Here is a 23,761-nt window from a genome sequence, read left to right as displayed (position 1 = left end):
GCTCCTATGCTCTACCGACCGGTCGGTAAATAAACCATACCCGCTGAATCAAGCCCCTGGCTGGATTCATCACGAGGCAGCCGAGGAGACAAACCCGACATGAGTACCGCCCACCTGCCTGGCTCGCCAGGCGCAGGCACCGGGACCGGAGAAGCGACCTCCCCAGGCGCGGATCCGGTCCTGCTGGTGTCCAACGAAGGCGCCGTGCGCGTGCTGACGCTCAACCGTCCGCAGGCGCTCAACGCCTTCACCACCGCGATGCTCGGCCAGTTGCGTCATGCACTGGACGACGCCGCGGAGGATTCCTCGGTGCGGGCGGTGCTCGTGACCGGTGCTGGCCGCGCGTTCTGCGCCGGTCAGGATTTGAACGACCCCTACATCAAGCCGGAATTCGAGACGGCGGCCGACACCGCTGTGGGCGCCGAAGCCGTACCTCCGTCCGGGCAGGCACCGCGCCGCCCCAAACCCAAGGACATCGGCCACCTGCTGGACCATTACTACATCCCGCTGGCACTGCGCCTGCGCAGCATGCCGGTGCCCACGCTTTGCGCCGTCAATGGTGTGGCGGCCGGTGCGGGCGCGAATTTCGCGCTGGGCTGTGACCTGGTCATCGCCGGCCGTTCGGCGTCCTTCATCCAGGCCTTCTCCCGCATCGGCCTCGTGCCGGACTGCGGCGGCACCTGGCTGCTGACCCGTCTGGTGGGCCGCGCCCGCGCGCTGCAATTGACGCTGCTGGGTGAGAAGCTGCCCGCGGAGCAGGCGCAGCAATGGGGCCTGATCGCCCGCTGCGTGGCGGATGAGGAGCTGGCCAGCGTCGCCATGGCCACCGCCCAGCAGCTGGCCGGCATGCCCACCCGCGCGCTGGTGCAGACCCGCGCCGCGCTGGATGAGGCGATGGACCTCGAACTGGAAGATGCGCTGCGCATGGAAGCGCGGCTGCAGAGCCAGCTCGGCTACGCCCACGATTACCTCGAAGGCGCCGCCGCCTTCCTGGACAAACGCGCCCCGCACTTCAAGGACCGCTGATGGCTGTGCTCCCGCAGGAAGGGGCACGTCGCGTGTCCCGCCAGGCGCTGGCCGAGGCCGTGCGCGACACCATGTTTGCCAACGACCGCGCCTCGCGCGGTCTGGGCATCGAGATCGTGGCCATTGCCCCGGGCACGGCCACGCTGCGCATGACGGTTCGCGCCGACATGCTCAACGGATTCGACATCTGCCACGGGGGTTTTGTGACCACCCTGGCCGATTCCACCTTCGCCTTCGCCTGCAACTCGCATAACGAGATGACGGTGGCTTCCGGCTTCGCGATCGACATCGTCGCGCCGTCCCGGTTGGGCGATGTATTGACCGCGGTCGCCGCCGAAACCTCGCTGGCGGGCCGGACCGGGGTCTACGACATCACCCTCACCAACCAGCGCGACGAACTGGTCGCCGTGTTCCGGGGCCGCTCCTATCGCATCAAGGGCAAGCCCGTGGTGCCGGGGCTGGTGCCGGACGACTCCGGAGACGATGCCCCATGCCGGTGAAGCACCCCAGCCCCGCAGACCTGGAACCGATCGAGCGGGCCAGCCAGGATGAACTGCGCGCCCTGCAATTGCAGCGGCTGCGCGACACGCTGACGCGCGCCTACGAGCATGTGTCCCACTACCGGCAGGCCTTTGATGCCAAGGGTGTGCACCCGGCCGATCTGAAGGACCTGTCCGACCTGCGGCATTTCCCGTTCACCACCAAGCAGGACCTGCGGGATCACTACCCGTTCGGCCTCTTCGCGGTGCCCCGGCAGGAAGTGGTGCGCATCCACGCCTCATCCGGCACCACCGGCAAGCCGACGGTGGTCGGCTACACCCGGCGGGACATCGATACCTGGGCCGATCTCGTCGCACGGTCGCTGCGCGCGGCCGGTACCCGGGCGGGAGATATCGTCCATGTGGCCTATGGCTACGGTCTGTTCACCGGCGGCCTCGGTGCCCACTACGGCGCGGAGCGGCTGGGCTGCACCGTCATTCCGATGTCCGGCGGGCAGACCGAGAAACAGGTCCAGCTGATCCGGGACTTCCAGCCGGACGTCATCATGGTCACCCCGAGCTACATGCAGGTGATCATCGAGGAGTTCGCCCGTCAGGGCCTGGACGCGCGGGACAGCTCCATCCAGGTCGGCATCTTCGGTGCCGAGCCCTGGACCGAAGCGATGCGCCGCGAGATCGAGACCCGCGGCGGTCTGGACGCAGTGGACATCTACGGCCTGTCCGAGGTGATGGGCCCCGGCGTGGCCAGCGAATGCATCGAAAGCAAGGACGGCCCGGTCATCTGGGAAGACCACTTCTATCCCGAGATCATCGACCCGGACACCGGCGAAGTGCTGCCCGAAGGCGCCGAAGGTGAACTGGTCTTCACCTCGCTCACCAAGGAAGCACTGCCCGTCATCCGCTACCGCACCCGCGACCTGACCCGGTTGCTGCCGCCCACCTCCCGCAGCATGCGCCGCATGGGCAAGATCGTCGGCCGCAGCGACGACATGCTGATCATCCGCGGCGTGAACCTCTTCCCGACGCAGATCGAGGAACTGGTGCTGGCGCAGGAAGGCCTGTCCGGGCAATACCAGCTGGTGGTCTCGCGCGAGGGCTCGCTGGATGAAGTGGAAGTTCGCTGCGAGCTGTCCACCACCGCGTCGGGCGTGGATCCGCAGGCGGTGTCCAAGGCGCTGCAGCATCGCATCAAGACTTTGGTCGGTGTGTCCACCCGTGTGACGGTGGGCGCGCCGGATTCCATCGAACGCACCCTGGTGGGCAAGGCCCGCCGTGTGGTGGACAAACGCCCGCGCGGCTGATCCCCGCAGGCAAGGAGAGAGCATGTACACCCAGGCCATGAGTGTCGGTCCGCAGGATGAAGCCCGCCGGCTGCAGACCGCGGAAGAGCAGGCACGCAATGCTGCTTTCGAGCAGCGCATCGATGACGGTGACTTCATCGAAGCCAAGGACTGGATGCCGGACCACTACCGCAAGACGCTGGTGCGGCAGATCAGCCAGCATGCGCACAGCGAGATCGTGGGCATGCTGCCGGAAGGCAACTGGATCACCCGCGCACCGACGCTCAAGCGCAAGGCCATCCTGCTGGCCAAGGTGCAGGATGAAGGCGGCCACGGCCTCTACCTGTACTCCGCCGCCGAGACGCTGGGCACCAGCCGCGACCAGATGCTGGACGCGCTGCACACCGGCAAGGCCAAGTACAGCTCCATCTTCAACTACCCCACGCTGACCTGGGCCGACATCGGCGTCATCGGCTGGCTGGTGGACGGCGCCGCCATCATGAACCAGGTGCCGCTGTGCCGCTGCTCCTACGGCCCGTATGCCCGCGCGATGATCCGCATCTGCCGCGAAGAGAGCTTCCACCAGCGCCAGGGCTACGAGAGCCTGCTGACGATGATGCGCGACGGCACCGACGCCCAGAAGGCGATGGTGCAGGACGCGGTCAACCGCTGGTGGTGGCCGTCGCTGATGATGTTCGGGCCGGCCGACAAGGATTCGCCCAACTCCGAGCAGTCGATGCGTTGGGGCATCAAGCGCCTCAGCAATGACGAGCTGCGCCAGAAGTTCGTGGACGCCACAGTGCCGCAGGCCGAGATCCTGGGCGTGACGTTGCCCGACCCGCAACTCGCCTGGAATGCCGAGCGGGACCACTATGACTTCGGCCCCATCGACTGGAGCGAGTTCTGGCGTGTGGTTGGTGGCGACGGCCCCTGCAACCGCGAGCGCCTGTCCGCCCGGGTCAAGGCCTGGGAAGACGGCGCCTGGGTCCGCGACGCCGCGCTGGCCCATGCCCAGAAACGCGCCACGCAAGCCGCCGCGGCCTGATTCATTTTTCTGGAGCCTCATCATGAGCATCAACCAGCAGACCGGCGCCCAGGAATGGCCGCTGTGGGAAGTGTTTGTCCGCAGCAAGGCGGGCCTGGACCACAAACATTGCGGCAGCCTGCATGCGCCGGATTCGGCGATGGCCCTGCAGATGGCGCGCGATGTCTACACCCGCCGCCAGGAAGGCGTGAGCATCTGGGTGGTGCCGTCCTCGGCCATCGTGGCGTCGGACCCGGGGGAGAAGTCGATGTACTTCGATCCGATGGAAGACAAGGTCTACCGTCATCCCACCTTCTATGAACTGCCCAAGGAACTGGACCACATGTGAGGTCCGAGGAGCTCCAGATGACCGTCGAGGTGAAGATGCCCACTCCTCATGTGACGCCCGGGGCGCCCGTGGCGCCCGCTGTGACGACCCGCACGGCGGCTGCCGTGGTGGGTCCCGTGGTGAAGGACGTCGGCGCGCAGTATCTGCTGCGCATCGGGGACGCCTGCCTGGTGCTGTCGCACCGGCTGTCCGAATGGTGCGGCCATGCGCCGATGCTGGAAGAGGACCTGGCGCTGGGCAACATCGCGCTGGACCTGCTGGGGCAGGCCAGGGCGCTGCTGACCCGCGCCGGTCAGCTGGAAGCGCGGGCGCAGGCCGGTGGCCAGACGGCTGCAGCCCCCTTGGACGAAGACCAGCTCGCCTACCTGCGCGAAGAGCGCCATTTCCTGAACCCGGTGCTGATGGAGCTGCCGCGCGGCGACTTTGCCTTCACCCAGGCCCGCAACCTGATGGCGGCGTGCTGGCTGCTGCCCCTGTGGGACCGCCTGCGCGATTCCAGCGACGCGGAAGTGGCCGCCATCGCCGCCAAGGCGGTGAAGGAAGTGCAGTACCACCAGCAGCATGCCGCCGACTGGGTGGTGCGCCTGGGCGACGGCACCGAAGAATCCACCCGCCGCATGCAGGCCGCGCTGATGCAGCTGTGGCCGTATGTCGGCGAGCTGTTTGCTTCTGATGCGGTGGACGATGCCGCCGTCGCGTCCGGCCTGGGACCTGCCTGGTCCGAGCTGCGGGACGACTGGGATGCCGCCATGGCGGCCGTGCTGAATGAGGCCGGCCTGCCGCGTCCCAAGAACACGCCGCATGTCTATGCCGGCCGCCAGGGCGTGCACAGCGAGCATATGGGCCACATGCTGGCCACCATGCAGCACCTGCAGCGCACCTATCCAGGCGGCGTGTGGTGACGACGGCCATGCAGGCGCACGACCAGGGCTGCGGCCGCCTCTCCGCCGCGTGGGAGGTGCTGGGCCAGGTGCCCGATCCGGAAGTGCCGGCAATCTCGCTGGTGGAGCTGGGCATCGTGCGCGATCTGCTGGAGACCGCCGACGGCCTGGAGGTGGTGCTCACGCCCACCTATTCCGGCTGCCCGGCGACCGAGGCCATCGAGCAGCAGGTGTGTGAAGCCCTGTCGCGCTTTGGCACGGTGACGGTGACCATGCGTCGCGCGCCCGCCTGGACCACCGACTGGATCACCCCCGAGGGCCGCGAGAAGCTGCGGGCCTATGGCATTGCGCCGCCGGGGCGTGTGCAGGGCGGGGGCGATGGGGCTGCCGTCCCGATCCGTCTTGTCCGCATGCCCCGGGCCGCCGCGCCCGAAGCCGTCGCCTGTCCGCGCTGCGGCAGTGCCCACACCGAGCGCCTGTCCGCCTTCGGCAGCACCGCCTGCAAGGCGCTCTACCGCTGCCTGGCCTGCCGGGAACCCTTCGAATTCTTCAAGCCGCTGTAGCCCTGTCCATCATGAGCCTGCACTTCCACCCCCTGCGCCTGCGCGCCAAGCATCAGGACACCGACGATGCGGTGGTGCTGTCCTTCGAGGTGCCGGAGGACCTGCGCGACACCTTCCGCTTCACCCAGGGCCAATACCTGACCCTGCGCGGCGAGGTGGACGGCCAGGACCTGCGCCGGTCCTATTCCATCTGCGCCGGTGTGGATGACGGTGAACTGCGCGTGGGCGTGCGGCACGTCTCCGGCGGGGCTTTCTCCACCTGGGTCCATGACCGCCTGAAGCCGGGCGACACGGTGCAGGTGTTCCCGCCGCAAGGCCGCTTCTTTGTGCCGCTCGATCCGGCGCTGCCCCGGCATTACGTCGGGATTGCCGCGGGTTCGGGCATCACGCCGATCCTGTCGATCATGAAGACGGTGCTGGCCAAGGAGCCGCACAGCCGCTTCACGCTGATCTACGGCAACCGCCGTCCGGCCAGCGCCATGTTCAAGGAAGAGCTGGAAGACCTGAAGAACCGCTACCTGACCCGGGTGTCGCTGCACCATGTGTTCTCGCGGGAGCATGTGGATTCGCCGCTGATGCAGGGCCGGCTGGACAAGGACAAGCTGGCCGACTTCCTGCGCGGCCCGGTGCCGGCGGCGGGCATCGACCAGGTCTTCGTCTGCGGCCCGTTCGAGATGAACGAGCAGGCCGAAGCCGCGCTGCGCGAGGCCGGCGTGCCGGAAGCGCGCATCCACATTGAACGCTTTGGCACGCCCGACACGCAGCAGGGTCGTCCCGCGCCGCACGAGATGCAGGCGCAGGATGCCGAAGCCGCCCGCGTGGTGGTGATCCGTGACGGCGTCTCCCGCGAGATCGAATTCCTGCGCAGCGACCCCAGCCTGCTGGACGCTGCCGCCCGGGCGGGCATGGACGTGCCGTTCTCCTGCAAGTCCGGCGTCTGCTCCACCTGCCGCTGCAAGCTGCTGGAAGGGGAGGTCCGCATGGACCGGAACTTCGCCCTGGAAAAACACGAGGTGGCCGCCGGTTTCATCCTCAGCTGCCAGGCCCATGCGCTGACGCCGCGGGTGGTGATCTCCTTCGACGAGCGCTGAGCAGCCCCCGGGCGCTGCTAGGCTTGCGCACTTTCTGATTCCAAAACAACACAATGGCTCGCGGACGCGCCCCCGGATTTGATGCCAGTCGCGAGGAGATCCTCGCCCAGGCTGCACGCCTGTTTGCCAACCAGGGATTCCCTGCCACCTCGATGAATCAGGTGGCGGAAGCCTGTGAGGTCTCCAAGCCCACCCTCTACCACTATGTGCGCGACAAGCATGAGCTGCTCGCGCTGATCTGCCAGACGCATCTGCAGCATCTGGCCGACCTGGTGGACGAGGTGACCGCCCTTGAACTGCCGCCGCAGGAACACCTGCGGGCGCTGATTCTGAGCTTCGTGCGGGCCTACGGCGAGTCCCAGCATGAGCACCGCGTGCTGACCGAAGACATGAAGTTTCTCGATGAGAGCCATCGCGCTCCGTTGATCGATGTGGAGCGGCGGGTGGTGGCCCGGTTTGCCGATGCGGTCGCCACGCTGCGTCCGGAGCTGAGGGACGTCCATCTGCACAAACCCTTGACCATGCTGCTGTTCGGCATGATCAACTGGACCTTCACCTGGCTTCGGCCGGACGGTGCACTGACCTATGAGGCCATGGCACCGATGGTGGCGGATCTGTTCTTCGGCGGCCTCGGAGCAGTCAAAGCCGCCTGATCCTTTTCCCTTGCGTTCCCAAAACCCATTCCAAGGAGACAACATGAAACGCATCGAGAAGACCCTGCTGGCGCTGGCCGGCGCCACGCTGCTCGGGCTCGGCAGCGCGGCCCGGGCCGACATCAACGTGGGGGTGAGCGTCTCGGCCACGGGTCCGGCCGCCTCGCTCGGCATTCCGGAAAAGAACACCTTCAGCCTGATGCCCACGACCATCGCCGGGCAGAAGGTGAACTACATCATTCTGGACGATGCGTCCGACACCACCACGGCAGTCGCCAATACCCGCAAGCTCATCACCGAGCACAAGGTGGATGTGGTGGTGGGCTCCACGGTGACACCGAATTCGCTGGCGATGATCGATGCGGTCTCCGAGGCGCAGGTGCCGATGATCTCGATGGCCGCGTCGGCCCGGATCGTCGAGCCGATGGATGCCAAGCGCAAGTGGGTCTTCAAGACGCCGCAGAACGACATCATGATGGCGCTGGCCATCGCCGGTCACATGCAGGCGCAGGGCGTCAAGACGGTGGCCTACATCGGCTTTGCCGATGCCTACGGCGAAGGCTGGTATGCGGAGTTCAACAAGGTGGCGGCCAGCAAGGGTCTGAGCATCGTGGCCAATGAGCGCTACAACCGCACCGACACCTCGGTCACCGGCCAGGCGCTGAAGATCCTGTCGGCCCGCCCCGATGCGGTGCTGGTGGGCGGCAGCGGCACGCCCGCTGCACTGCCGCAGAAGACGCTGAAGGAACGCGGCTTCGCCGGCAAGTTCTATCAGACCCACGGTGTGGCCAACAACGACTTCCTGCGCATTGGCGGCAAGGATGTGGAAGGGACCTTCCTGCCCGCCGGCCCGGTGCTGGTCGTGGACCAGTTGCCCGCCGACCATCCCGCCAAGAAGAGCGCCAAGGACTACGTGACCCGGTATGAAGCCAGCTTCGGCAAGGGCAGCGTGTCCACCTTCGGCGGTCATGCCTGGGACGCCGGCCTGCTGCTGCAGTCGGCCATTCCGGTCGCCCTGAAGAAGGCGCAGCCCGGCACACCGCAGTTCCGCGCGGCCCTGCGGGATGCGCTCGAAGGCGTCAAGGAACTGCCCGGCGCGCATGGTGTGTTCACCATGTCTCCCAATGACCATCTGGGCCTGGATCAGCGCGCCCGCGTGATGGTGAAGATCGACAACGGCACCTGGAAGTACCAGCCATGAGCATGTCTCCTCCTGTCCTCCAAAGTCTCATCGCCGGCCGCTGGGTCGGCAGCAGCGCGGCCCGCGGGCTGCACAGCGCCGTCAACGGGCGGCTGGTGGCGCAGACCCATGCCGAGGAACTCGACTTCGGCGAGGGTCTCGATTTCGCGCGGCGTCAGGCCCTGCCTTCGCTGCTGGCGCTGGACTATCAGCAGCGCGCCGCCATGCTCAAGGCATTGGCCGCCTATCTGATGGAGCGCAAGGAGGAGCTTTACGCCATCTCCGCCCACACTGGCGCCACCCGCGCCGATTCGTGGATCGACGTGGAAGGCGGCATTGGCACGCTGTTCGCCTACGCCTCGATGGGGCGGCGCGAACTGCCGTCCAGCAATGTGGTGCATGAAGGACCGGCCACGCCGCTGGGCAAGCAGGGCCAGTTCATGGGCACCCATGTGCTGGTGCCGCGGCGCGGGGTGGCGGTCCACATCAATGCCTTCAACTTTCCGATGTGGGGCATGCTGGAGAAGTTCGCGCCCAGCTTCGTGGCGGGCATGCCCTGCATCGTCAAGCCGGCCACTGCCACCAGCTATGTGGCCCAGGCCTGCGTGCGCATGATCGAAGACTCCGGGCTGCTGCCCGCCGGGGCGTTGCAGCTGATCATCGGCAGTTCCGGCGACCTGCTGGACCGGCTGCTCGAAACCGACGTGGTGACCTTCACCGGCTCGGCGGACACCGCGGCCCAGCTGCGCGTCAATCCGAACCTGGTGCGTCGCAGCATTCCGTTCAATGCGGAAGCGGACAGCCTGAACTGCGCCATCCTGGCACCGGACGTCCAGCCCGGGGAGCCGGAGTTCGACCTGTTCGTGAAGGAAGTGTTCCGCGAGATGAGCGCCAAGGCCGGCCAGAAGTGCACGGCCATCCGCCGCGCCATCGTGCCGGCGTCGCAGGTGGACGCCGTGGCCGCCGCGCTGCGGGAGCGCCTGGCGAAGGTCAAGATCGGCGATCCGGCGGTGGAGGGCGTGCGCATGGGCGCGCTCGCTTCCAAGGATCAGCAGCGCGATGTGGCCGAGCGGCTGGCGCAGCTGGCTCGCGGCAATGAGATCGTCTTTGGCGAGCGCGATGGCTTCGCGCCGGTGGGCGAGGGCGTCGGCGACGGCGCTTTCTTCGCCCCGACCCTGCTGCTGTGTCGTGATGCGATGCACAACGAAGCGGTGCACAACGTCGAAGCCTTCGGTCCGGTCTCCACGCTGATGACCTATCACGACTTCGACGAAGCCCTGGCCCTGGCGGCCAAGGGACGCGGCTCCCTGGTGGGCTCGGTCGTGACCCACACCCCTGCGCTGGCCGCGCAGGCCGTGCTGCATGCCGCGGCCTTCCACGGCCGGCTGCTGGTACTGGACCGCGAGGCCGCGGCCGAATCCACCGGCCATGGCTCGCCGCTGCCGATGCTCAAGCACGGCGGCCCGGGCCGCGCAGGCGGCGGCGAAGAACTCGGTGGCATCCGCGCGGTCAAGCATTACCTGCAGCGCTGTGCGGTGCAGGGCTCGCCTACCATGCTCACCGCCATCACCGGCGAGTATGTGCGCGGGGGCGCGGTACGCGAGGACGTGGTGCATCCCTTCCGCAAGTACTTCGAGGAGATCCAGGTCGGTGATTCGCTGCTGACCCATCGCCGCACCGTGTCCGAAGCGGACATCGTGAATTTCGGCGGCATCTCCGGCGACTACTTCTACATGCACTTCGACGAAGTGGCCGCCAAGGACACCCAGTTTGGCAAGCGCATCGCCCACGGCTACTTCGTGCTGTCAGCGGCCGCCGGTCTGTTCGTGTCGCCCGCGCCGGGACCGGTGCTGGCCAACTACGGGCTGGACACGCTGCGCTTCGTCAATCCGGTGGCCATTGGCGACACGATCCAGGCGCGCCTGACCTGCAAGCGCCGCATCGACCGCGGCAATCGCCCCGACCAGCCGCCGCAAGGCGTGGTGGCCTGGGACGTGCAGGTGACCAATCAGCATGGCGAGCTGGTGGCCAGCTACGACATCCTGACGCTGGTGGCCAAACGGCCGGAAGCGGAAGCGGCGCAGGCCTGAAAGACCGGCAGCCAGCCGCCTGTCATCGCCGCGTTCCGACGGGGGCCCGCTGGCGGTCCTAGAATCGCCAGCTCCCAAGCGATGACGCCCTCATGAACGGGCGATGACGATGACAGCTGCTGTTCGGACCGCCGCCCCGCAGGCCCCGGTCGTGATCGTGGGGGCCGGCCTGGCCGGTCTGACCGTGGCCCTGCACCTGGCCGACACCTGCCCGGTGATCGTGCTGGCCAAACGTGAGCTCACCGAGGCGGCCACCGCCTGGGCACAGGGGGGCATCGTCGGCGTGCTGGGCAGCGATGACAGCATCGACAGCCATGTGAAGGACACCCAGGAAGCCGGCGCCGGTCTGGTGGACGAGGCCACCGCCCGTTTCATCGCCGAGCGCAGCGCGGATGCGGTGGGCTGGCTGGTGGCCCAGGGCGTGCCCTTCACCGCCGACGAGCAGGGGCCGCTGGGGCTGCACCTGACCCGCGAAGGCGGCCATGCGGTGCGCCGCATCGCCCATGCGGCGGACGCCACCGGCAAGGCGATCCACGATGCGCTGCTGGACAAGGCCCGGGCGCATCCCAACATCGAGCTGCGTCAGCGCTGGATGGCGCTGGACCTGATCACCTCCCGCCACGTGCAGCGCGACGAACCGTCCCGCTGCTACGGCATCTATGCGCTGGACATGGACGCCCAGCGGGTGGAGGCGATCGCCGCGCGGGCGGTGGTGATGGCCACCGGCGGTGCCGGCAAGGTCTACCGCTACACCACCAACCCGGATACCTCCACCGGGGACGGGATCGCCATGGCGTGGCGCGCGGGCTGCCGCATCGCCAACATGGAGTTCATCCAGTTCCATCCGACCTGCCTGTATCACCCGCAGGAGCGCAGCTTCCTCATCACCGAGGCGCTGCGGGGGGAGGGCGGTCATCTGAAGCTGCCGGACGGCACCCGCTTCATGGCAGCGCACGATGCCCGCATGGAGCTGGCGCCGCGTGATGTCGTGGCGCGGGCCATCGACTTCGAGATGAAGAAACACGGCCTGGACCATGTCTGGCTGGATGCGACCCATCTGGGCGAAGCCTTCCTCAAGGAGCACTTCCCGACGGTGCATGCGCGCTGCCTGGCGCTGGGCATCGACATTGCGCGTCAGCCGATTCCGGTGGTGCCGGCGGTGCACTTCACCTGCGGCGGGGTGGTGGCGGACCTGCGGGGACGGGCGGACCTGCCGGGGCTGTATGCCGTCGGCGAGACGGCCTACAGCGGCCTGCATGGCGCGAACCGTCTGGCGAGCAATTCACTGCTGGAATGCGTGGTGCTGGGCCGGACGACCGCCGACGACATCCTGGGCGAAGCGCCCGGCGAAGCGGCGCCGCTGCCGGCCTGGGACGAGAGCCAGGTCGAGAACGCGGACGAGCAGGTGGTCATCTCCCACAACTGGGATGAACTGCGGCTGCTGATGTGGAACTACGTCGGCATCGTGCGCACCACCAAGCGGCTGGAGCGGGCCCTGCACCGCATCGACCTGCTGCGCGGAGAGATCGACGATTACTACGCCAACTTCCGCGTCAGCCGCGACCTGCTGGAACTGCGCAATCTGGTCGATTGCGCCGAGCTGATCGTGCGGTCGGCGCTGTTGCGGCACGAAAGCCGCGGCCTGCATTTCAGCCGCGACTATCCGCGCACGCTGCCGGCCAGTCTGCCAACGGTGCTGGTGAAGGGCGCGGGGAGCCGCTGAGGGAGCCGCTGACGGAGCGTGGAGGGAGCGTGGCGGGAGCGCTGGGGCGCGGCGAGGGGCCGCTGAGCGCTGACCTACTTCTGCTTGGCCCGCAACACGCTGCGGGCCTGCACGAAGTTGAAGGCGTAGCTCACTGCTTCCTTGATGGCGGCATTCACGTCCAGCCGCTCCTGCTCCGTCAGGTAGAACGAGTAATCGACCGCATGGCGGATGTAGCGGGGTGGCAGGCGGTTCAGCGCCACACAGGCCACGTCGGCCATCAGTTCCGGATCGGCTTCGATGACGGGATAGGTCGGCGCGGTCTCCATCACCGCGGCAAACACTTCCCGTTCGTGGTGGTTGTAGAGCGAGGTGAAATCCATGGCGGGTCTCGTCAAGCGCTGCACCGGGGCAGCCATGCCCACAGCATAGAGGCCGGACGGCCGTCCTGGATAGCCCCCGCCCTCCGCCCGGTCAGGCGGCCCCGATGCCCGGGGTCATCCCCGCGGTGCGGGCCTTGAGGGCGGCGGTGAAGTCCAGCATGCGGGTGATGCAGGACAGCGCTTGACCCCGCACCGGCTCGTCCACCTGGATCTCGCCCAGGCCGCGCTCGAGGCAGTCCACCACGCCCTGCAGTCCGTTCATGGCCATCCAGGGGCAGTGGGCGCAGCTCTTGCAGGTGGCGCTGTTGCCGGCGGTCGGCGCTTCAATCAGCACCTTGTCCGGCGCCAGCTGGCGCATGCGGTGCAGGATGCCGTTGTCGGTGGCCACCACGTATTCACGGGCCTTGCCCTCCACCACGGCCTTGATCAGGGCGGAGGTGGAGCCCACGACGTCCGCCTGGGCCACGACCGAGGCGGGGGATTCCGGATGCACCAGGATCATCGCGCCCGGATGCTGCTCGCGCAGCAGTTCCAGCTCCAGGCCTTTGAATTCGTCGTGCACGATGCAGGCGCCGTTCCACATCAGCATGTCCGCACCGGTCTGGTCCTGGATGTAGCGGCCCAGGTGGCGGTCCGGCGCCCAGAGAATCTTTTCGCCGCGCGCCTTTAGTTCGGAGACGATCTCCAGGGCGCAGGAGCTGGTCACCATCCAGTCGGCACGGGCCTTCACTGCGGCGCTGGTGTTGGCGTAGACCACCACCGTGCGGTCCGGATGGGCGTCGCAGAAGGCATTGAAGTCGTCGGCAGGGCAGCCCAGGTCCAGCGAGCAGGTGGCGTCGAGGTCGGGCATCAGCACCCGCTTCTCGGGGCTGAGGATCTTGGCGGTCTCGCCCATGAAGCGCACGCCGGCCACCACCAGGGTGCTGGCGGCATGGTCGCGGCCGAAACGGGCCATTTCCAGGGAGTCGGAGACGATGCCGCCGGTTTCCTGGGCCAGGTCCTGCAGGTCGCCGTCCACGTAGTAGTGGGCCACGAGAACGGCGCCTTTGGCGGCCAGCAATTCCTTGGCGCGCTGCTTGAGGGACTGTCGCTGGCTGGCCGTGAGCGGTGCCGGCACCTTGGCCCAGGCCTGGGCGGTGCAAGTGGCGCCTTGGGCGTCCTGGCGGTCGAAATCGAGCAATACCTGATCCATGGCGCGATTCTAGGGAATTCGGCGGGCCCTGCCGGGAAGGGGGTTGCGTCAGACCTGCTCGAAGAAGCGACTGGGCGGCATGCCGACCGTGCGGGTCACCATCGCTGAAAACGCGCTGGCGCTGGCATAACCGAGTTCGCTCGCAATCACGCCCATCGGCTTGCGATGCGCGGCCAGGCGCAGGGCTTCGGCCAGCAGCGCCTGTTGCCGCCACTGCGCATAGCTGCTGCCAAGTTCCTGGCGGAACAGGCGGGAGACGGTGCGGGCGCTGGCGCCCACCAGCTCGGCCCAGTCCTCCAGCGTGGCGAAACGCTGCGGATGTTCCAGCACGGCTTCACACAGGCGGCGCAGGCGCTTGTCGGTTGGCAGGTCCACCCCCAGGCGAAGGCTGCGGGCCCCGCGGATCTCGTCGAGGATCAGATGCGACAACCATTGCTCCCGGTCGCTGACCGTGCTGCCCAGCTGCACCTCGTCCAGCGCCAGCTGCACCACCAGCTCCCGCATCAGCGGCGAGACCTCCAGCACGCGGTTGTCGGTCCAGACGGCGTTGTCGGAGGGCGGACGGTGCAGGTAGAGGGTGCGCAGCTCGCAGCGCTCCACCGCGGTCACCGCATGCTCCACGCCGGCAGGAATCCAGACGGCGCGGGACGGCGGCAGCAGGAAGGTGGCACGCTCGGTGTTCACACGCACCACGCCGCTGACGGAGAAGACAAACTGGCCCCAGTCGTGCCGGTGCGCCTGGATGTCCATGTGGCTGCCCATGCTGCGGGACTTGGCGCGCACCGGCCGCGCCTCGCTGGGGGCGTAGCGGCGGGGGTCCAGCGGGGGCACGCTGGTCCGTAGGCGGGGGCCTTCCGGGCGAGGCAATTCGGCCATGGCAAGAATTCGACAGAAGTTGTCCGGCTATCGTAATTGCGACGGCCCGGCCCTGACAACATCGCGGACATGAACACCGCCACTTTGCCCATCGGCGCCGCTCAGAGCGCCACACGAGACATCCAGACGATCAGCCTGATCGGACTGGCCCACGGCACCTCGCACTTCTTCCACATGCTGCTGCCGCCGCTGTTCCCTGTCTTCATGCGGGAGTTCGGCTTGAGCTATTCGGAGCTGGGGCTGCTGGTGACCATTTTCTTCGTCATCAGTGGCTTGGGGCAGGCGCTGTCCGGCTTCCTGGTGGACCGCACCGGGGCGCGGCCCATCCTGTTCCTGGCCTTGAGCTGCTTTGTGCTGGCTTCGGCGGCGGCGGGCATGGCGCAGGGCTTCGCCGGCCTGGCGCTGGCCGCCGTGCTGGCGGGGCTGGGCAACTCACCCTTCCATCCGGTGGACTTCACCATCCTGAACAAGCGGGTATCGCAGGCGCGGCTGGGACATGCGTTTTCGGTGCACGGCATCAGCGGCAACATCGGCTGGGCACTGGCGCCGGTGCTGCTGTTGTGGATCTATGAAGGCACCGGTGGGCAATGGCGGCTGGGTTATGCGGCGACGGCCGCCTGGGCCTTGCTGGTGATGCTGCTGCTGGCGATCAAGCGCGATGCCATCGACGACAGCCAGGGCGAATGGAGTCACCAGAAGGCCGGTGCCGCAACGACGCCCGCGGAGCATCCCATGGCCTTCCTGCGTCTGCCATCGGTGTGGCTGTGCTTCTCCTTCTTCTTTTTCACCACGGCGGCGCTGACGGCGATCCAGAGCTTCGCCTCTCCCGCGTTGAACGCGATGTATGGCCTGGATCTGACCCTCACCAAATGGGTGGTCACCGGCTACATGGTGGCGGGCGCCATCGGCATGGTGCTGGGCGGCTTCCTGGTGGCGCGATCGCAGCAACTCGAACGCAACATTGCGTGGGCAATGACGGGTGCTGCCACGTTGCTGGCCCTGACCGGCAGCGGCTGGCTGCCCGGCGGACTGGCCCTGATGGCGGCCACCTGTGCCGGCTTTGGCACCGGGCTGGCTGGCCCGTCGCGCGACATGCTGATCAAGAAGGCCGCGCCACCGGGCGCCACCGGCCGGGTGTATGGCACGGTCTATTCGGGGCTGGACACCGGCTTTGCGGTGGCGGCGCCCATCTTTGGGGCGCTGATGGATCGGCACTGGAACAATGCCGTGTTTGTGGGCGCTGCGCTCGCCCTGCTGGCCGGCATTGGTGCAGCGAGTCTGGTCCGGAAGACGTGACACGGGCGGCCAATTTTTGATGCCGTTTTGACACCTCGCGGCGTAGACTCGAATCGCAACTCGGGAGCACGCCATGCACAACAACTACTGGTTTCCAGCAAAGCGGTACGGATGGGGATGGGGCTTTCCGACGGTGTGGCAGGGACAGGCCACACTGGTGGGTTTCATCCTGATGCTGGTCGCAGGCAGCTTTGTGTTTCCCCCGCAGGATTCTCACTGGGGCTTCATGGCCTATGTGGCGCTGATCAGCGGCCTGCTGCTGGGCGTGTGCTACCTCAAGGGGGAACCGCCCCGGTGGCGGTGGGGAGACAAGGGGCCGTCGGCTTGAGCGCGTCAAGGCAGGCGAGCGAATGCCAGTGAATGCCAGCGCGTTCCGGTTGAGGCGAGCACGGCATCGCTGATCTCGTGCACGCAAAGCGTCAGGCCGTGCGGCTGCAGCAGCTCGATAACGTGCTGTGGGTGGTGATTGAAGAACAGTCGGCCGTCGGGGTCTCGGTGGTCGATCAAGCGGTCGGGCGACATCTCGGGGAGCGACAACAGCAGGTGCGGAGCGGTGGCGGACCGGAGGGCGGACGCCAACGCCTGCAGCGCATGTCCGAGCGCCGCCGGTTCAATGTGCATCAGCACCGCGCTGCACACGATGCCATCAAAGCCATCCGGATATCGATCCGCAAAGGGCTGCCCCAGGCCGGAAGTCCGCCCGGACGCAGTTGGTCCGCCAGGTCGGGATGGGCGGCGATGGCGCCGGCACGCATCGCCTCATTCGGCTCCACCCCCACCGCCTCCATGCCCAGGGCCCGCAAGGCCGCGGTGTCCCGGCCACTGCCGGCGCCCACGTCCAGGATGACATCACCTCGGCGGAAGCAACGCTCCGCGAGCGTCATCATGGCACTGCGGGGCGACTCCGGTTGTGCTCGCAACCGCTCGGCGTAGGTGCCGTAGAACAGGTCGGTGGCTGCATCCATGCGAGTTTCAGGCCAGCGGCTCACGGTTGTGCGGGCAACTGATAGCTGAATTCGTAGAAGTGATGGCCATCCTTGATCTCGATGCTGAGCAGCCCGCTGATGCCGGTGAGCTCCCCGGTGCCCGAGTCTGGCACGACCTGCACGGTCAGCCGCTGCTGCCCGCGGTTCATCTCCCCCATGTGCATCAGTGCAAAGCTGCCGTTACGTCCGGCCAGACGACCCTCGACCCGCTCCATGGCCACATAGCCCGCCGAGCCGGGCAGGGCGGTGCGAACGGCCAGCATCTCGCCCAGGCTGCTACCTTCCAGGTCCCCGTGAAACTGTTTGCGGATGGACATGCGGCCCAGCTTCGCGGCTTCTGTGCCTTCGGCGGCAGGGGCCTGAGCGAGGGTGACGTCGAAGGTGCCTTTGGCGAGGGTGGTCATGGGCGTGGGCCGAGGTGCGGCGGATGAGGGTTGCGGGGCCGAAGGGGTGTTTGCGGCGCTTCCAGCGTCAGTTGCGTGAGCAGAGACCGTCGCCGCCGAAGCGACGCTCAGCACGATGGCGAAGACCCTTCGCGGGGTCAGCAATGAAGTGAATGATTGGGGCATGGCTGCCAAGCATAGCCCAAACTGCTGGATGCCCATCCAGTATTTCTAGGGGGTGTGAGGGGGCCCCCGCGAGAGGGACCGCGCAGGGTCAGAACGCCAGTTGCTCACCCGGCTGCATCACCCGCCCGAGGGTTCGCGTCTTCCCCAATGCCTTCATGAATGCTTCCGGAGTGCCCGGCAATTGAGGGTTGGTCCCGTAATGCATGGGAATCACGAGCTTGGGTTGAATGAAGTCCCGCGTGACCATGGCGGCGTCGGTTGGGTTCATGACGAACGGCCCGCCGCCAATCGGCATCAGCACCAAGTCCGGCCGATACATCTGCGCAATCAGCTTCATGTCGCCAAAGACGCCGGTATCGCCCATGTGCCAGATCTTGAAGCCGTTCTCGAACTCAATGATGAAGCCGCCAGGTTCACCGCCGACATGCACCTCGTCCTTGCTGGTGCCGGGGTTCTTCCAGACATACTCGCTGCTGTGCTCGGCCTGTACCAGCGTGACCTTGATGCCATCGCCCAGCGGCGACAGCGAGCCGCTTTTGTTGATGCGCTGCGCCTTCGGCGCGACGTCCAGCGCAATGAGAGACTGTGCCAGTCCAGCCGGTGCAATCAGCGGCGCATCATTCATTCTGGCCAGGGCCGGCGCATCCGCCACGTGATCGTTATGCCCGTGGGTGACCAGCACCAGATCCACCTTGCCCAGCGCTTCGAGCTGCTTGAATTCCGGCGGTGTCTTCGGATTGGTCGTCAGCCAGGGATCGATCACGATGACCTTGCCGCCTGGGCTGGTGAACTTGAAGGCCGCCTGACCGAGCCACTGCACCTGCACCCGGCCTTGCACCTTGCCTTGTTGCTCCCTCAGCGTCTCCCCTTGCGTGCCGCCCGGGTGTCGCGTCTGCGCGGTCGAGGCGGCTGCGCTGGATGAATCTTGAGCCCAGGCCGGCAACGCCAGCGCCAGGGCAGCAATGAACGGAAGGAGTCGTTGCATGGTGAAAGACCGGTGGTGGGTGGATGAAGCGCCGGAGCATGACCCGGCGCAAGGGCTTTCATACTCAAGGCGAGGGAAGCCATCCTTGAAGGAGTGGATTTCAGGCAATTCCGGTGCCTTGGAGGGATAGTCGTTCCCAAGGCGACGGGACACAATGAAACGCACTGGCCCTTTTTCTTCACGGCTGCAAGGGCTTCTCAAAGGGAGAACGCATGTTCATGACAACCACGATCCGGCAGCGCATGCTGTTGCTCAGCCTGGTGGGCCTGTTTTTTGTGCTGCTGGTGGGCGGGCTGGGCTATGCCTCCATTGCGCGGATGGACGCGGTCGCCCATGAACTGACACGCACCGGTTCCGCCCTGCGCAGCCAGGTCGAGGCCGACATGATGCATGACGCGCTCCGGGCGGACGTGTATCTGGCCCTGCGTACCGGCGCCCACAGCGGCTCACCGGAAGAACAGGCCGTGCGGACCGAAACCGCCGAGCACACCAAGGAGTTCCGCGAGCGCATGACCGCGCTGAAGTCGCTCTCGCTGGGCCCCGAAATCGACGCCACCATCGCCAAGACGCAGACCAGCCTGGACGCCTACATCACCAGCGCCGGCCAGATGGTGGACCTGGCGTTCAAGGATCCGCCCGCAGCAGAAGCCCGGCTGCCGACCTTCAGCAAAGATTTCAAGGCGCTGGAGTCGGAAATGGAATCCCTCAGCGACCAGATCGGTGCCCTGGCTGAAAAGACACGTGCCGACAGCGAAAGTTCTGCGCGCCAGGTCCGCATCCTGCTTGTGGTGGCGGTGGTGGTGGCGGCCGCCATCCTCCTGCTGCTCAACACGCGCGTGGGCCACAGCATCGCCCTGCCGCTCACCCGCGCGGTGGACGTGACCCGCGCCGTGGCATCCGGCGACCTCACCGCCCGGATCGACGGCACCGGCCATGATGAAACGGGGCAACTGATGGCGGCGCTGCGGCAGATGTCCGGAGACCTGTCCCGCATCGTTGGCCAGGTGCGTGACAGTGCCGCCCTGATCGCCACCGGCTCCTCGGAAATTGCCACCGGCAGCATGGACCTGAGCCAGCGCACCGAAGAACAGGCCGGCAGCCTGCAGGAAACGGCCGCGACGATGGAGCAGCTCACATCCACCGTGCGTGCCAATGCCGAGGCCGCCGGGCGGGCCGCAGCGCTGGCCGCCAGCGCCTCGGCCGTGGCAGGCGAGGGGGGACGCGCCGTGAGCGATGTGGTGCAGACCATGACGGCCATCGCCGCCAGCTCCCGCCGCATTGGAGACATCCTGGGGGTGATCGACAGCATCGCATTTCAGACCAACATCCTGGCCTTGAACGCCGCAGTGGAGGCCGCACGGGCCGGTGAGCACGGGCGCGGATTTGCCGTGGTCGCCTCCGAGGTGCGCATGCTGGCCACGCGCAGTGCCGATGCCGCGCAGGAGATCAAGACCCTGATTGCCGACAACGTGAGCGGTGCGGAAACCGGCACCCGTCAGGTCGATGCGGCGGGCGCCACCATGAGCCGGTTGGTCGGCGAGGTCCGCGCCGTCAGTGAACTGATTGACCAGATCAACAAGGCGAGTCACGACCAGAGCCAGGGCCTTGTGCAGGTGAACCAGGCGGTGACGGAACTGGACCGCATGACCCAGCAGAATGCCGCATTGGTGGAGCAGTCCGCAGCGGCGGCGGAGACTTTGCGGCTCCAGTCCGAACGGCTCAATGGGGTGGTCGGGCAGTTCCGCCTGAGCTGACACCATCGGGGTCCGCCCGGGGGCCTGGCTGGCACGTCGGCCGATAGACTGAAGTCAGCACGCTGATTCCGCCATGGACCTGTCTTCACCCTCACCTGCGCCCGCACCCAAGCGCACACCTGCGCCCGCGCCTGGGACCTCAGCCTCGGCCTCGTCGTTGTCTTCCTCCGCGCCCGTCGGCACGGCACCATCCGAGGCCGGCCACGACCCCCACTTCGACTTCGTCATCATCGGCTCCGGCTTTGGCGGCAGCGTGAGCGCCCTGCGCCTGGCGGAAAAGGGCTACCGGGTCGCGGTGCTGGAGCAGGGCCGCCGCTGGACTGCCGAGTCGTTGCCCAAGTCCAACTGGGATACCGCGCGATGGATCCACCGGCCTCGCCTCGGCTTGCGCGGTTTCTTCAACATGCAGTTCTTCCGGCATGTGGTGGTGCTGCATGGCAATGCCGTCGGCGGCGGCTCCATCACCTATGGCAACACGCTGCTGGTGCCGCCCGATCGTGTCTGGCGGGAAGGCACCTGGGCCGGCCTGGCCGATTGGCAGGCGGAAATGCCGGCGCACTACGCCCGCGCGCAACAGATGCTGGGGGTGACCACCAATCAGCGCCTCGGACCGGCCGATCGCCTGCTCCAGCAGATGGCGCGGGAAGTGGGAGCGGAAGGCAGCTTCTATCCCACCGAGGTCGGCATCTTCTTTGGTGATCCGCAGAAAGCCCCCGGGGCCACCTATCCCGACCCGTATTTCAACGGGGAAGGCCCCCCCCGTCAGTCCTGCATCGCCTGCGGCGGCTGCATGGTGGGTTGCCGGCATGACGCCAAGAACACGCTCGACAAAAACTATCTCTACCTCGCGGAGCGCAAAGGCGCGCAGGTGTTGGCGGAGACGCGCGTCGTGGACGTCCGGCCGGAAGGCGCAGACGACGGCTCTGACGGCTATGTGATTGACACTGTTTCCATGACGCCGGGACAACGGCATGTCACCCGGCGCTTTCGAGCCACTTCAGTGGTGTGGGCGGCCTCCTCGCTGGGGACGCAGGAGATGCTGTTCCGCCTTCGCGACCGTGGCTCGCTGCCGCACATTTCCCAAGCGCTTGGCGCTCGGGTTCGAACGAATGCGGAGTCCTTGATCGCTGTGCGCTATCCCGGCGGGCGCCAGGATCTGTCGGACGGCATTGCCATCGGCTCCGGCATCTATATCGACGAAAACACTCACATCGAGGCGGTGCGCTACCCCAAGGGGTCGGATGCGATGTCGCTGCTCACGACGGTCATGACGCTGGGGCGTCCGGGGCTCAGCCGCATCGGTGTCTGGCTGGCGACGCTGGTCAAGCAGCTGGTGACGAAGCCGGCGCAGACGCTGCGCGCCATGTCGCCGTTTGGGTCGGCGCAGGAGACCGTTATCTTCCTTTGCATGCAGACCCTGGAAGGCCACTTGTCCATGCAGTGGCGTCGCCCTTGGTATTGGCCGTTTTCAAAGACCTTGGTGACCCACGGCCAGCGCATTCCGACCTTCATTCCGGCGGCCAATGCATTCGCGGTCAAGGCCGCGCAGGCGACCGGAGGCATTGCCCAGACCACGCTCACCGAAATTCTGTTCAACGTGCCGATGACGGCCCACTGCATGGGCGGCGCCGCCATGGGCCGCACACCGGAAGAGGGCGTGTGTGATGCCCACAACCGGGTCTTTGGCTATCGCAACATGTACATCGTTGACGGCTCCATGCTGGCAGCCAACCTGGGGGTGAATCCCAGCCTCACCATCACGGCACTGGCGGAGCGGGCCATGGCCCACATTCCGCCGGCGGGATCAAAAACCGCCTCACCTCACTTCGCGGCGAGCGGGCTCCAGAAGATGTAATCGGCCTGATAGTTCACCACCTGCTTCTGGCCCATGGTGCTGGCGTCGCAGGGGGACTGCGGCGCCACGCCCCCCTGGGTGGCGACGCGCTGGATATAGCTCACGCCCTGCATCGCGCCCATGCCCATGGCGGGATTGGCCTTGACCAGTTGCAGCGGAATGCTGCCGGCGCTGGCGGGGGCCACTGCCACCTGGGTGCCGGTCACCTTGGAGCCGTCTTTCGCCTCCCAGGTCGCCGGCGGGCCGTAGTACTTGCCGACCATCTGACCCTGGCGGTCCTTCAAGCCAGCGTCCGGCCCGACAAAGGCCCATTCGTATTGACCGGCCGCATCCTTCTTCGCGCGGCATTCATAGGTGATCTTGCCGACGCCCACGGTCTCGAGTGCCACCTTGTGGCCGTCCGGCACTTGCACCGGTGCAGGCAGGCCGGCTTGAGAAAACGCCGGCGCCTTGCTCGCGCTGGAGCCAGACATGGCGCACGCGCCCAGCAGGAGGACGGGCGCCAGACCGGCGGCCAGGGTGGCCAGACGGGTTACGCGGGGGAACACTGTAGACATTGCAGCTCCTCATGTTGATGAAGGAGGCGGATGCGTCGCCCCACCTCCAGTTCGATGTACGGGCCCCGCTCGACCTTGGATCTGTGCGAATGCCGGAAAAGCAAGCAGGCGCGGACGGCTTTCCAGTGATGCGCCGCAGAAGCCGCAGTTGAGCGCACCACCGGGGCAGCGCTTGTGGAAAAACCGAACGTTTCTTTTGCGGAATGCTGGTTTGTCCTGGAGGGCGCCGTCCCCACACTGAGGGAGATCGGGCACGCCTTCCTCGGGAGTCGATGCAAAGCCTGGAAGCCATTCCGTTTTCTTGCAGAGGGGACACTTCATGTTTTACGCCATTGGTTGGTTCATCGTGGCCATGCTGCTCGCGCTCTGGTCCCTCGCGACCTGGACGCTGCATGCAGTCGCGGTGTGGGCGGTTTCTCAGGCCGGCGTGCTGTCCGGGATGGCGGGCGGCGCGGTGTCGGTCTCGCTGCCCGCGTGGCTGGAGCCCTGGGTCCCCACGGCCGTCACACAGGCGCTGACGACATGGATGACCCAGTTGGGTCCGATGCTGGAGAGCCTGCTGCAGTCGGTGCCCGCGCTGGCCGGTGGGCTGACGGTCCTGGCCTGGGTGGTGTGGGCGCTCGGTACCGTGCTGTTGCTGCTGGTGGGGGCAGGCCTGCATGCGCTGACGGCATGGGGTCGCAAGAAAGCCGCAGCGGCCAGTCTCGCCGCATCCACTTCAGCGGCGCGCAACCGGGAAGCGGGCGCCACGACCTGACGCCGATCGGGCGTTCGTGGCTCCGTGTGGGCCTGGCGACAGCGGAGTGACGGCTCTTCCGGCGCTGCCGCCTGCCTGTTTGGTAGCCGATTTCACGCTAGCGCCGGTTCAATTTATCAATTTGATCGTTTATGGCCAGGGAATGTAGGACAGTACGGCCCATGCCACTTCAATTGGCATTCCGATCACTCCAACCTCCTTCATTGCCATGA

At 66.9% G+C, this 23,761-nt stretch carries 25 protein-coding genes; 17 read left to right on the top strand and 8 right to left on the bottom strand.

What is annotated here, in order from left to right; genetic code table 11:
• Window positions 1–99: 99 nt before the first annotated feature.
• The 12 genes from FHS28_RS07035 (at window position 100) to nadB (ending at window position 12,360) form a co-directional block, all read left to right on the top strand.
• Window positions 100–1,026, top strand: a complete 927-nt coding sequence (locus FHS28_RS07035) for an enoyl-CoA hydratase-related protein (protein WP_088449920.1) — start codon at window positions 100–102, stop codon at window positions 1,024–1,026.
• Entirely contained in the window at window positions 1,026–1,526 is a 501-nt protein-coding gene (gene paaI, locus FHS28_RS07030) for a hydroxyphenylacetyl-CoA thioesterase PaaI (protein ID WP_088449919.1), read from the top strand. The genes FHS28_RS07035 and paaI overlap by 1 nt, the downstream gene beginning before the upstream one ends.
• Entirely contained in the window at window positions 1,517–2,827 is a 1,311-nt protein-coding gene (gene paaK, locus FHS28_RS07025; RefSeq protein WP_088449918.1) for a phenylacetate--CoA ligase PaaK, read from the top strand. Before paaI ends, paaK begins: the two co-directional genes overlap by 10 nt.
• Before the next feature lie 22 nt (window positions 2,828–2,849).
• Window positions 2,850–3,851 carry a 1,2-phenylacetyl-CoA epoxidase subunit PaaA gene (gene paaA, locus FHS28_RS07020; RefSeq protein WP_088449917.1) on the top strand — a complete coding sequence of 334 codons (1,002 nt, stop codon included), beginning with the start codon at window positions 2,850–2,852 and terminating at the stop codon, window positions 3,849–3,851.
• Window positions 3,852–3,873: 22 nt separating this feature from the next.
• Entirely contained in the window at window positions 3,874–4,179 is a 306-nt protein-coding gene (paaB, locus tag FHS28_RS07015) for a 1,2-phenylacetyl-CoA epoxidase subunit PaaB (protein WP_088449916.1), read from the top strand.
• A 17-nt stretch (window positions 4,180–4,196) separates the two neighbouring features.
• Complete coding sequence (gene paaC / locus FHS28_RS07010) at window positions 4,197–5,081, top strand: 1,2-phenylacetyl-CoA epoxidase subunit PaaC (RefSeq protein WP_246409703.1); 885 nt, start codon at window positions 4,197–4,199, stop codon at window positions 5,079–5,081.
• Between the two features lie 8 nt (window positions 5,082–5,089).
• On the top strand, window positions 5,090–5,623 hold the full coding sequence (paaD, locus tag FHS28_RS07005) for a 1,2-phenylacetyl-CoA epoxidase subunit PaaD (RefSeq protein WP_088450618.1): 534 nt from the start codon (window positions 5,090–5,092) through the stop codon (window positions 5,621–5,623).
• 11 nt (window positions 5,624–5,634) lie between these two features.
• Window positions 5,635–6,714 carry a 1,2-phenylacetyl-CoA epoxidase subunit PaaE gene (gene paaE, locus FHS28_RS07000; protein WP_088449915.1) on the top strand — a complete coding sequence of 360 codons (1,080 nt, stop codon included), beginning with the start codon at window positions 5,635–5,637 and terminating at the stop codon, window positions 6,712–6,714.
• Window positions 6,715–6,767: 53 nt separating this feature from the next.
• Window positions 6,768–7,367, top strand: a complete 600-nt coding sequence (locus tag FHS28_RS06995; RefSeq protein WP_088449914.1) for a TetR/AcrR family transcriptional regulator — start codon at window positions 6,768–6,770, stop codon at window positions 7,365–7,367.
• A 43-nt stretch (window positions 7,368–7,410) separates the two neighbouring features.
• The gene (locus FHS28_RS06990; protein ID WP_088449913.1) at window positions 7,411–8,568 is read left to right on the top strand and encodes an ABC transporter substrate-binding protein; all 1,158 of its coding nucleotides are present in this window, start codon (window positions 7,411–7,413) and stop codon (window positions 8,566–8,568) included.
• Window positions 8,565–10,637 carry a phenylacetic acid degradation bifunctional protein PaaZ gene (paaZ, locus tag FHS28_RS06985; RefSeq protein WP_088449912.1) on the top strand — a complete coding sequence of 691 codons (2,073 nt, stop codon included), beginning with the start codon at window positions 8,565–8,567 and terminating at the stop codon, window positions 10,635–10,637. The genes FHS28_RS06990 and paaZ overlap by 4 nt, the downstream gene beginning before the upstream one ends.
• Before the next feature lie 109 nt (window positions 10,638–10,746).
• Window positions 10,747–12,360, top strand: coding sequence for an L-aspartate oxidase (nadB, locus tag FHS28_RS06980; protein WP_088450616.1), 1,614 nt, complete (start codon window positions 10,747–10,749; stop codon window positions 12,358–12,360).
• Between the two features lie 74 nt (window positions 12,361–12,434).
• On the opposite strand, the gene FHS28_RS06975 is transcribed toward nadB, so the two are convergent.
• The 3 genes from FHS28_RS06975 to FHS28_RS06965 all read right to left on the bottom strand — a co-directional run bounded on the left by FHS28_RS06975 (window position 12,435) and on the right by FHS28_RS06965 (window position 14,790).
• Entirely contained in the window at window positions 12,435–12,722 is a 288-nt protein-coding gene (locus FHS28_RS06975; protein ID WP_088449911.1) for a late competence development ComFB family protein, read from the bottom strand.
• Between the two features lie 91 nt (window positions 12,723–12,813).
• Complete coding sequence (gene nadA, locus FHS28_RS06970; protein WP_088449910.1) at window positions 12,814–13,914, bottom strand: quinolinate synthase NadA; 1,101 nt, start codon at window positions 13,912–13,914, stop codon at window positions 12,814–12,816.
• 48 nt (window positions 13,915–13,962) lie between these two features.
• Window positions 13,963–14,790 carry an AraC family transcriptional regulator gene (locus tag FHS28_RS06965; protein ID WP_246409700.1) on the bottom strand — a complete coding sequence of 276 codons (828 nt, stop codon included), beginning with the start codon at window positions 14,788–14,790 and terminating at the stop codon, window positions 13,963–13,965.
• A 69-nt stretch (window positions 14,791–14,859) separates the two neighbouring features.
• On the opposite strand from FHS28_RS06965, the gene FHS28_RS06960 reads away from it, so the two are divergent.
• Together FHS28_RS06960 and FHS28_RS06955 are read left to right on the top strand one after the other, a co-directional pair.
• Window positions 14,860–16,086 (top strand): MFS transporter, encoded by a 1,227-nt coding sequence (locus FHS28_RS06960; RefSeq protein WP_088449909.1) that lies wholly within the window; start codon window positions 14,860–14,862, stop codon window positions 16,084–16,086.
• A gap of 73 nt (window positions 16,087–16,159) precedes the next feature.
• Window positions 16,160–16,414, top strand: coding sequence for a hypothetical protein (locus FHS28_RS06955; RefSeq protein ID WP_088449908.1), 255 nt, complete (start codon window positions 16,160–16,162; stop codon window positions 16,412–16,414).
• Between the two features lie 5 nt (window positions 16,415–16,419).
• Here FHS28_RS06955 and FHS28_RS06950 read toward each other — a convergent pair whose 3' ends face one another.
• The 4 genes from FHS28_RS06950 to FHS28_RS06935 all read right to left on the bottom strand — a co-directional run bounded on the left by FHS28_RS06950 (window position 16,420) and on the right by FHS28_RS06935 (window position 18,626).
• Window positions 16,420–16,707: a hypothetical protein gene (locus tag FHS28_RS06950; protein ID WP_088449907.1), complete on the bottom strand. Its 288-nt coding sequence runs from the start codon at window positions 16,705–16,707 to the stop codon at window positions 16,420–16,422.
• Entirely contained in the window at window positions 16,707–17,051 is a 345-nt protein-coding gene (locus FHS28_RS06945; protein WP_088449906.1) for a class I SAM-dependent methyltransferase, read from the bottom strand. Before FHS28_RS06945 ends, FHS28_RS06950 begins: the two co-directional genes overlap by 1 nt.
• Window positions 17,052–17,071: 20 nt before the next feature.
• A complete protein-coding gene (locus FHS28_RS06940; RefSeq protein ID WP_088449905.1) occupies window positions 17,072–17,476 on the bottom strand; it encodes a DUF3224 domain-containing protein in 405 nt (134 codons plus the stop codon).
• A gap of 253 nt (window positions 17,477–17,729) precedes the next feature.
• Entirely contained in the window at window positions 17,730–18,626 is an 897-nt protein-coding gene (locus tag FHS28_RS06935) for a metal-dependent hydrolase (protein WP_088449904.1), read from the bottom strand.
• 218 nt (window positions 18,627–18,844) lie between these two features.
• On the opposite strand from FHS28_RS06935, the gene FHS28_RS06930 reads away from it, so the two are divergent.
• Together FHS28_RS06930 and choxAB are read left to right on the top strand one after the other, a co-directional pair.
• Window positions 18,845–20,380: a methyl-accepting chemotaxis protein gene (locus tag FHS28_RS06930; RefSeq protein WP_246409697.1), complete on the top strand. Its 1,536-nt coding sequence runs from the start codon at window positions 18,845–18,847 to the stop codon at window positions 20,378–20,380.
• Between the two features lie 73 nt (window positions 20,381–20,453).
• On the top strand, window positions 20,454–22,235 hold the full coding sequence (gene choxAB, locus FHS28_RS06925) for a cholesterol oxidase (protein WP_088449903.1): 1,782 nt from the start codon (window positions 20,454–20,456) through the stop codon (window positions 22,233–22,235).
• Here the strand turns inward: choxAB and FHS28_RS06920 are convergent.
• Entirely contained in the window at window positions 22,202–22,792 is a 591-nt protein-coding gene (locus FHS28_RS06920; RefSeq protein WP_088449902.1) for a DUF3455 domain-containing protein, read from the bottom strand. The genes choxAB and FHS28_RS06920 overlap by 34 nt on opposite strands.
• Before the next feature lie 319 nt (window positions 22,793–23,111).
• Between FHS28_RS06920 and FHS28_RS06915 the strand changes: the two genes are divergently transcribed.
• Window positions 23,112–23,549, top strand: a complete 438-nt coding sequence (locus tag FHS28_RS06915) for a hypothetical protein (protein ID WP_088449901.1) — start codon at window positions 23,112–23,114, stop codon at window positions 23,547–23,549.
• Window positions 23,550–23,761: the final 212 nt, after the last annotated feature.

This window comes from Roseateles terrae (assembly GCF_014192155.1).
Lineage (GTDB): Bacteria > Pseudomonadota > Gammaproteobacteria > Burkholderiales > Burkholderiaceae_C > Roseateles > Roseateles terrae.
Note: the sequence above shows the minus strand (reverse complement) of the source record. Positions and strands in the feature narration are given on the sequence as shown.

Excerpts from the sequence above, each read along its gene's own strand:
- FHS28_RS07035 (WP_088449920.1), top strand. The coding sequence starts at position 100 with ATGAGTACCGCCCACCTGCCTGGCTCGCCAGGCGCAGGCACCGGGACC.
- paaI (WP_088449919.1), top strand. The coding sequence starts at position 1,026 with ATGGCTGTGCTCCCGCAGGAAGGGGCACGTCGCGTGTCCCGCCAGGCG.
- paaK (WP_088449918.1), top strand. The coding sequence starts at position 1,517 with ATGCCGGTGAAGCACCCCAGCCCCGCAGACCTGGAACCGATCGAGCGG.
- paaA (WP_088449917.1), top strand. The coding sequence starts at position 2,850 with ATGTACACCCAGGCCATGAGTGTCGGTCCGCAGGATGAAGCCCGCCGG.
- paaB (WP_088449916.1), top strand. The coding sequence starts at position 3,874 with ATGAGCATCAACCAGCAGACCGGCGCCCAGGAATGGCCGCTGTGGGAA.
- paaC (WP_246409703.1), top strand. The coding sequence starts at position 4,197 with ATGACCGTCGAGGTGAAGATGCCCACTCCTCATGTGACGCCCGGGGCG.
- paaD (WP_088450618.1), top strand. The coding sequence starts at position 5,090 with ATGCAGGCGCACGACCAGGGCTGCGGCCGCCTCTCCGCCGCGTGGGAG.
- paaE (WP_088449915.1), top strand. The coding sequence starts at position 5,635 with ATGAGCCTGCACTTCCACCCCCTGCGCCTGCGCGCCAAGCATCAGGAC.
- FHS28_RS06995 (WP_088449914.1), top strand. The coding sequence starts at position 6,768 with ATGGCTCGCGGACGCGCCCCCGGATTTGATGCCAGTCGCGAGGAGATC.
- FHS28_RS06990 (WP_088449913.1), top strand. The coding sequence starts at position 7,411 with ATGAAACGCATCGAGAAGACCCTGCTGGCGCTGGCCGGCGCCACGCTG.
- paaZ (WP_088449912.1), top strand. The coding sequence starts at position 8,565 with ATGAGCATGTCTCCTCCTGTCCTCCAAAGTCTCATCGCCGGCCGCTGG.
- nadB (WP_088450616.1), top strand. The coding sequence starts at position 10,747 with ATGACAGCTGCTGTTCGGACCGCCGCCCCGCAGGCCCCGGTCGTGATC.
- FHS28_RS06975 (WP_088449911.1), bottom strand. The coding sequence starts at position 12,722 with ATGGATTTCACCTCGCTCTACAACCACCACGAACGGGAAGTGTTTGCC.
- nadA (WP_088449910.1), bottom strand. The coding sequence starts at position 13,914 with ATGGATCAGGTATTGCTCGATTTCGACCGCCAGGACGCCCAAGGCGCC.
- FHS28_RS06965 (WP_246409700.1), bottom strand. The coding sequence starts at position 14,790 with ATGGCCGAATTGCCTCGCCCGGAAGGCCCCCGCCTACGGACCAGCGTG.
- FHS28_RS06960 (WP_088449909.1), top strand. The coding sequence starts at position 14,860 with ATGAACACCGCCACTTTGCCCATCGGCGCCGCTCAGAGCGCCACACGA.
- FHS28_RS06955 (WP_088449908.1), top strand. The coding sequence starts at position 16,160 with ATGCACAACAACTACTGGTTTCCAGCAAAGCGGTACGGATGGGGATGG.
- FHS28_RS06950 (WP_088449907.1), bottom strand. The coding sequence starts at position 16,707 with ATGCACATTGAACCGGCGGCGCTCGGACATGCGCTGCAGGCGTTGGCG.
- FHS28_RS06945 (WP_088449906.1), bottom strand. The coding sequence starts at position 17,051 with ATGGATGCAGCCACCGACCTGTTCTACGGCACCTACGCCGAGCGGTTG.
- FHS28_RS06940 (WP_088449905.1), bottom strand. The coding sequence starts at position 17,476 with ATGACCACCCTCGCCAAAGGCACCTTCGACGTCACCCTCGCTCAGGCC.
- FHS28_RS06935 (WP_088449904.1), bottom strand. The coding sequence starts at position 18,626 with ATGCAACGACTCCTTCCGTTCATTGCTGCCCTGGCGCTGGCGTTGCCG.
- FHS28_RS06930 (WP_246409697.1), top strand. The coding sequence starts at position 18,845 with ATGACAACCACGATCCGGCAGCGCATGCTGTTGCTCAGCCTGGTGGGC.
- choxAB (WP_088449903.1), top strand. The coding sequence starts at position 20,454 with ATGGACCTGTCTTCACCCTCACCTGCGCCCGCACCCAAGCGCACACCT.
- FHS28_RS06920 (WP_088449902.1), bottom strand. The coding sequence starts at position 22,792 with ATGTCTACAGTGTTCCCCCGCGTAACCCGTCTGGCCACCCTGGCCGCC.
- FHS28_RS06915 (WP_088449901.1), top strand. The coding sequence starts at position 23,112 with ATGTTTTACGCCATTGGTTGGTTCATCGTGGCCATGCTGCTCGCGCTC.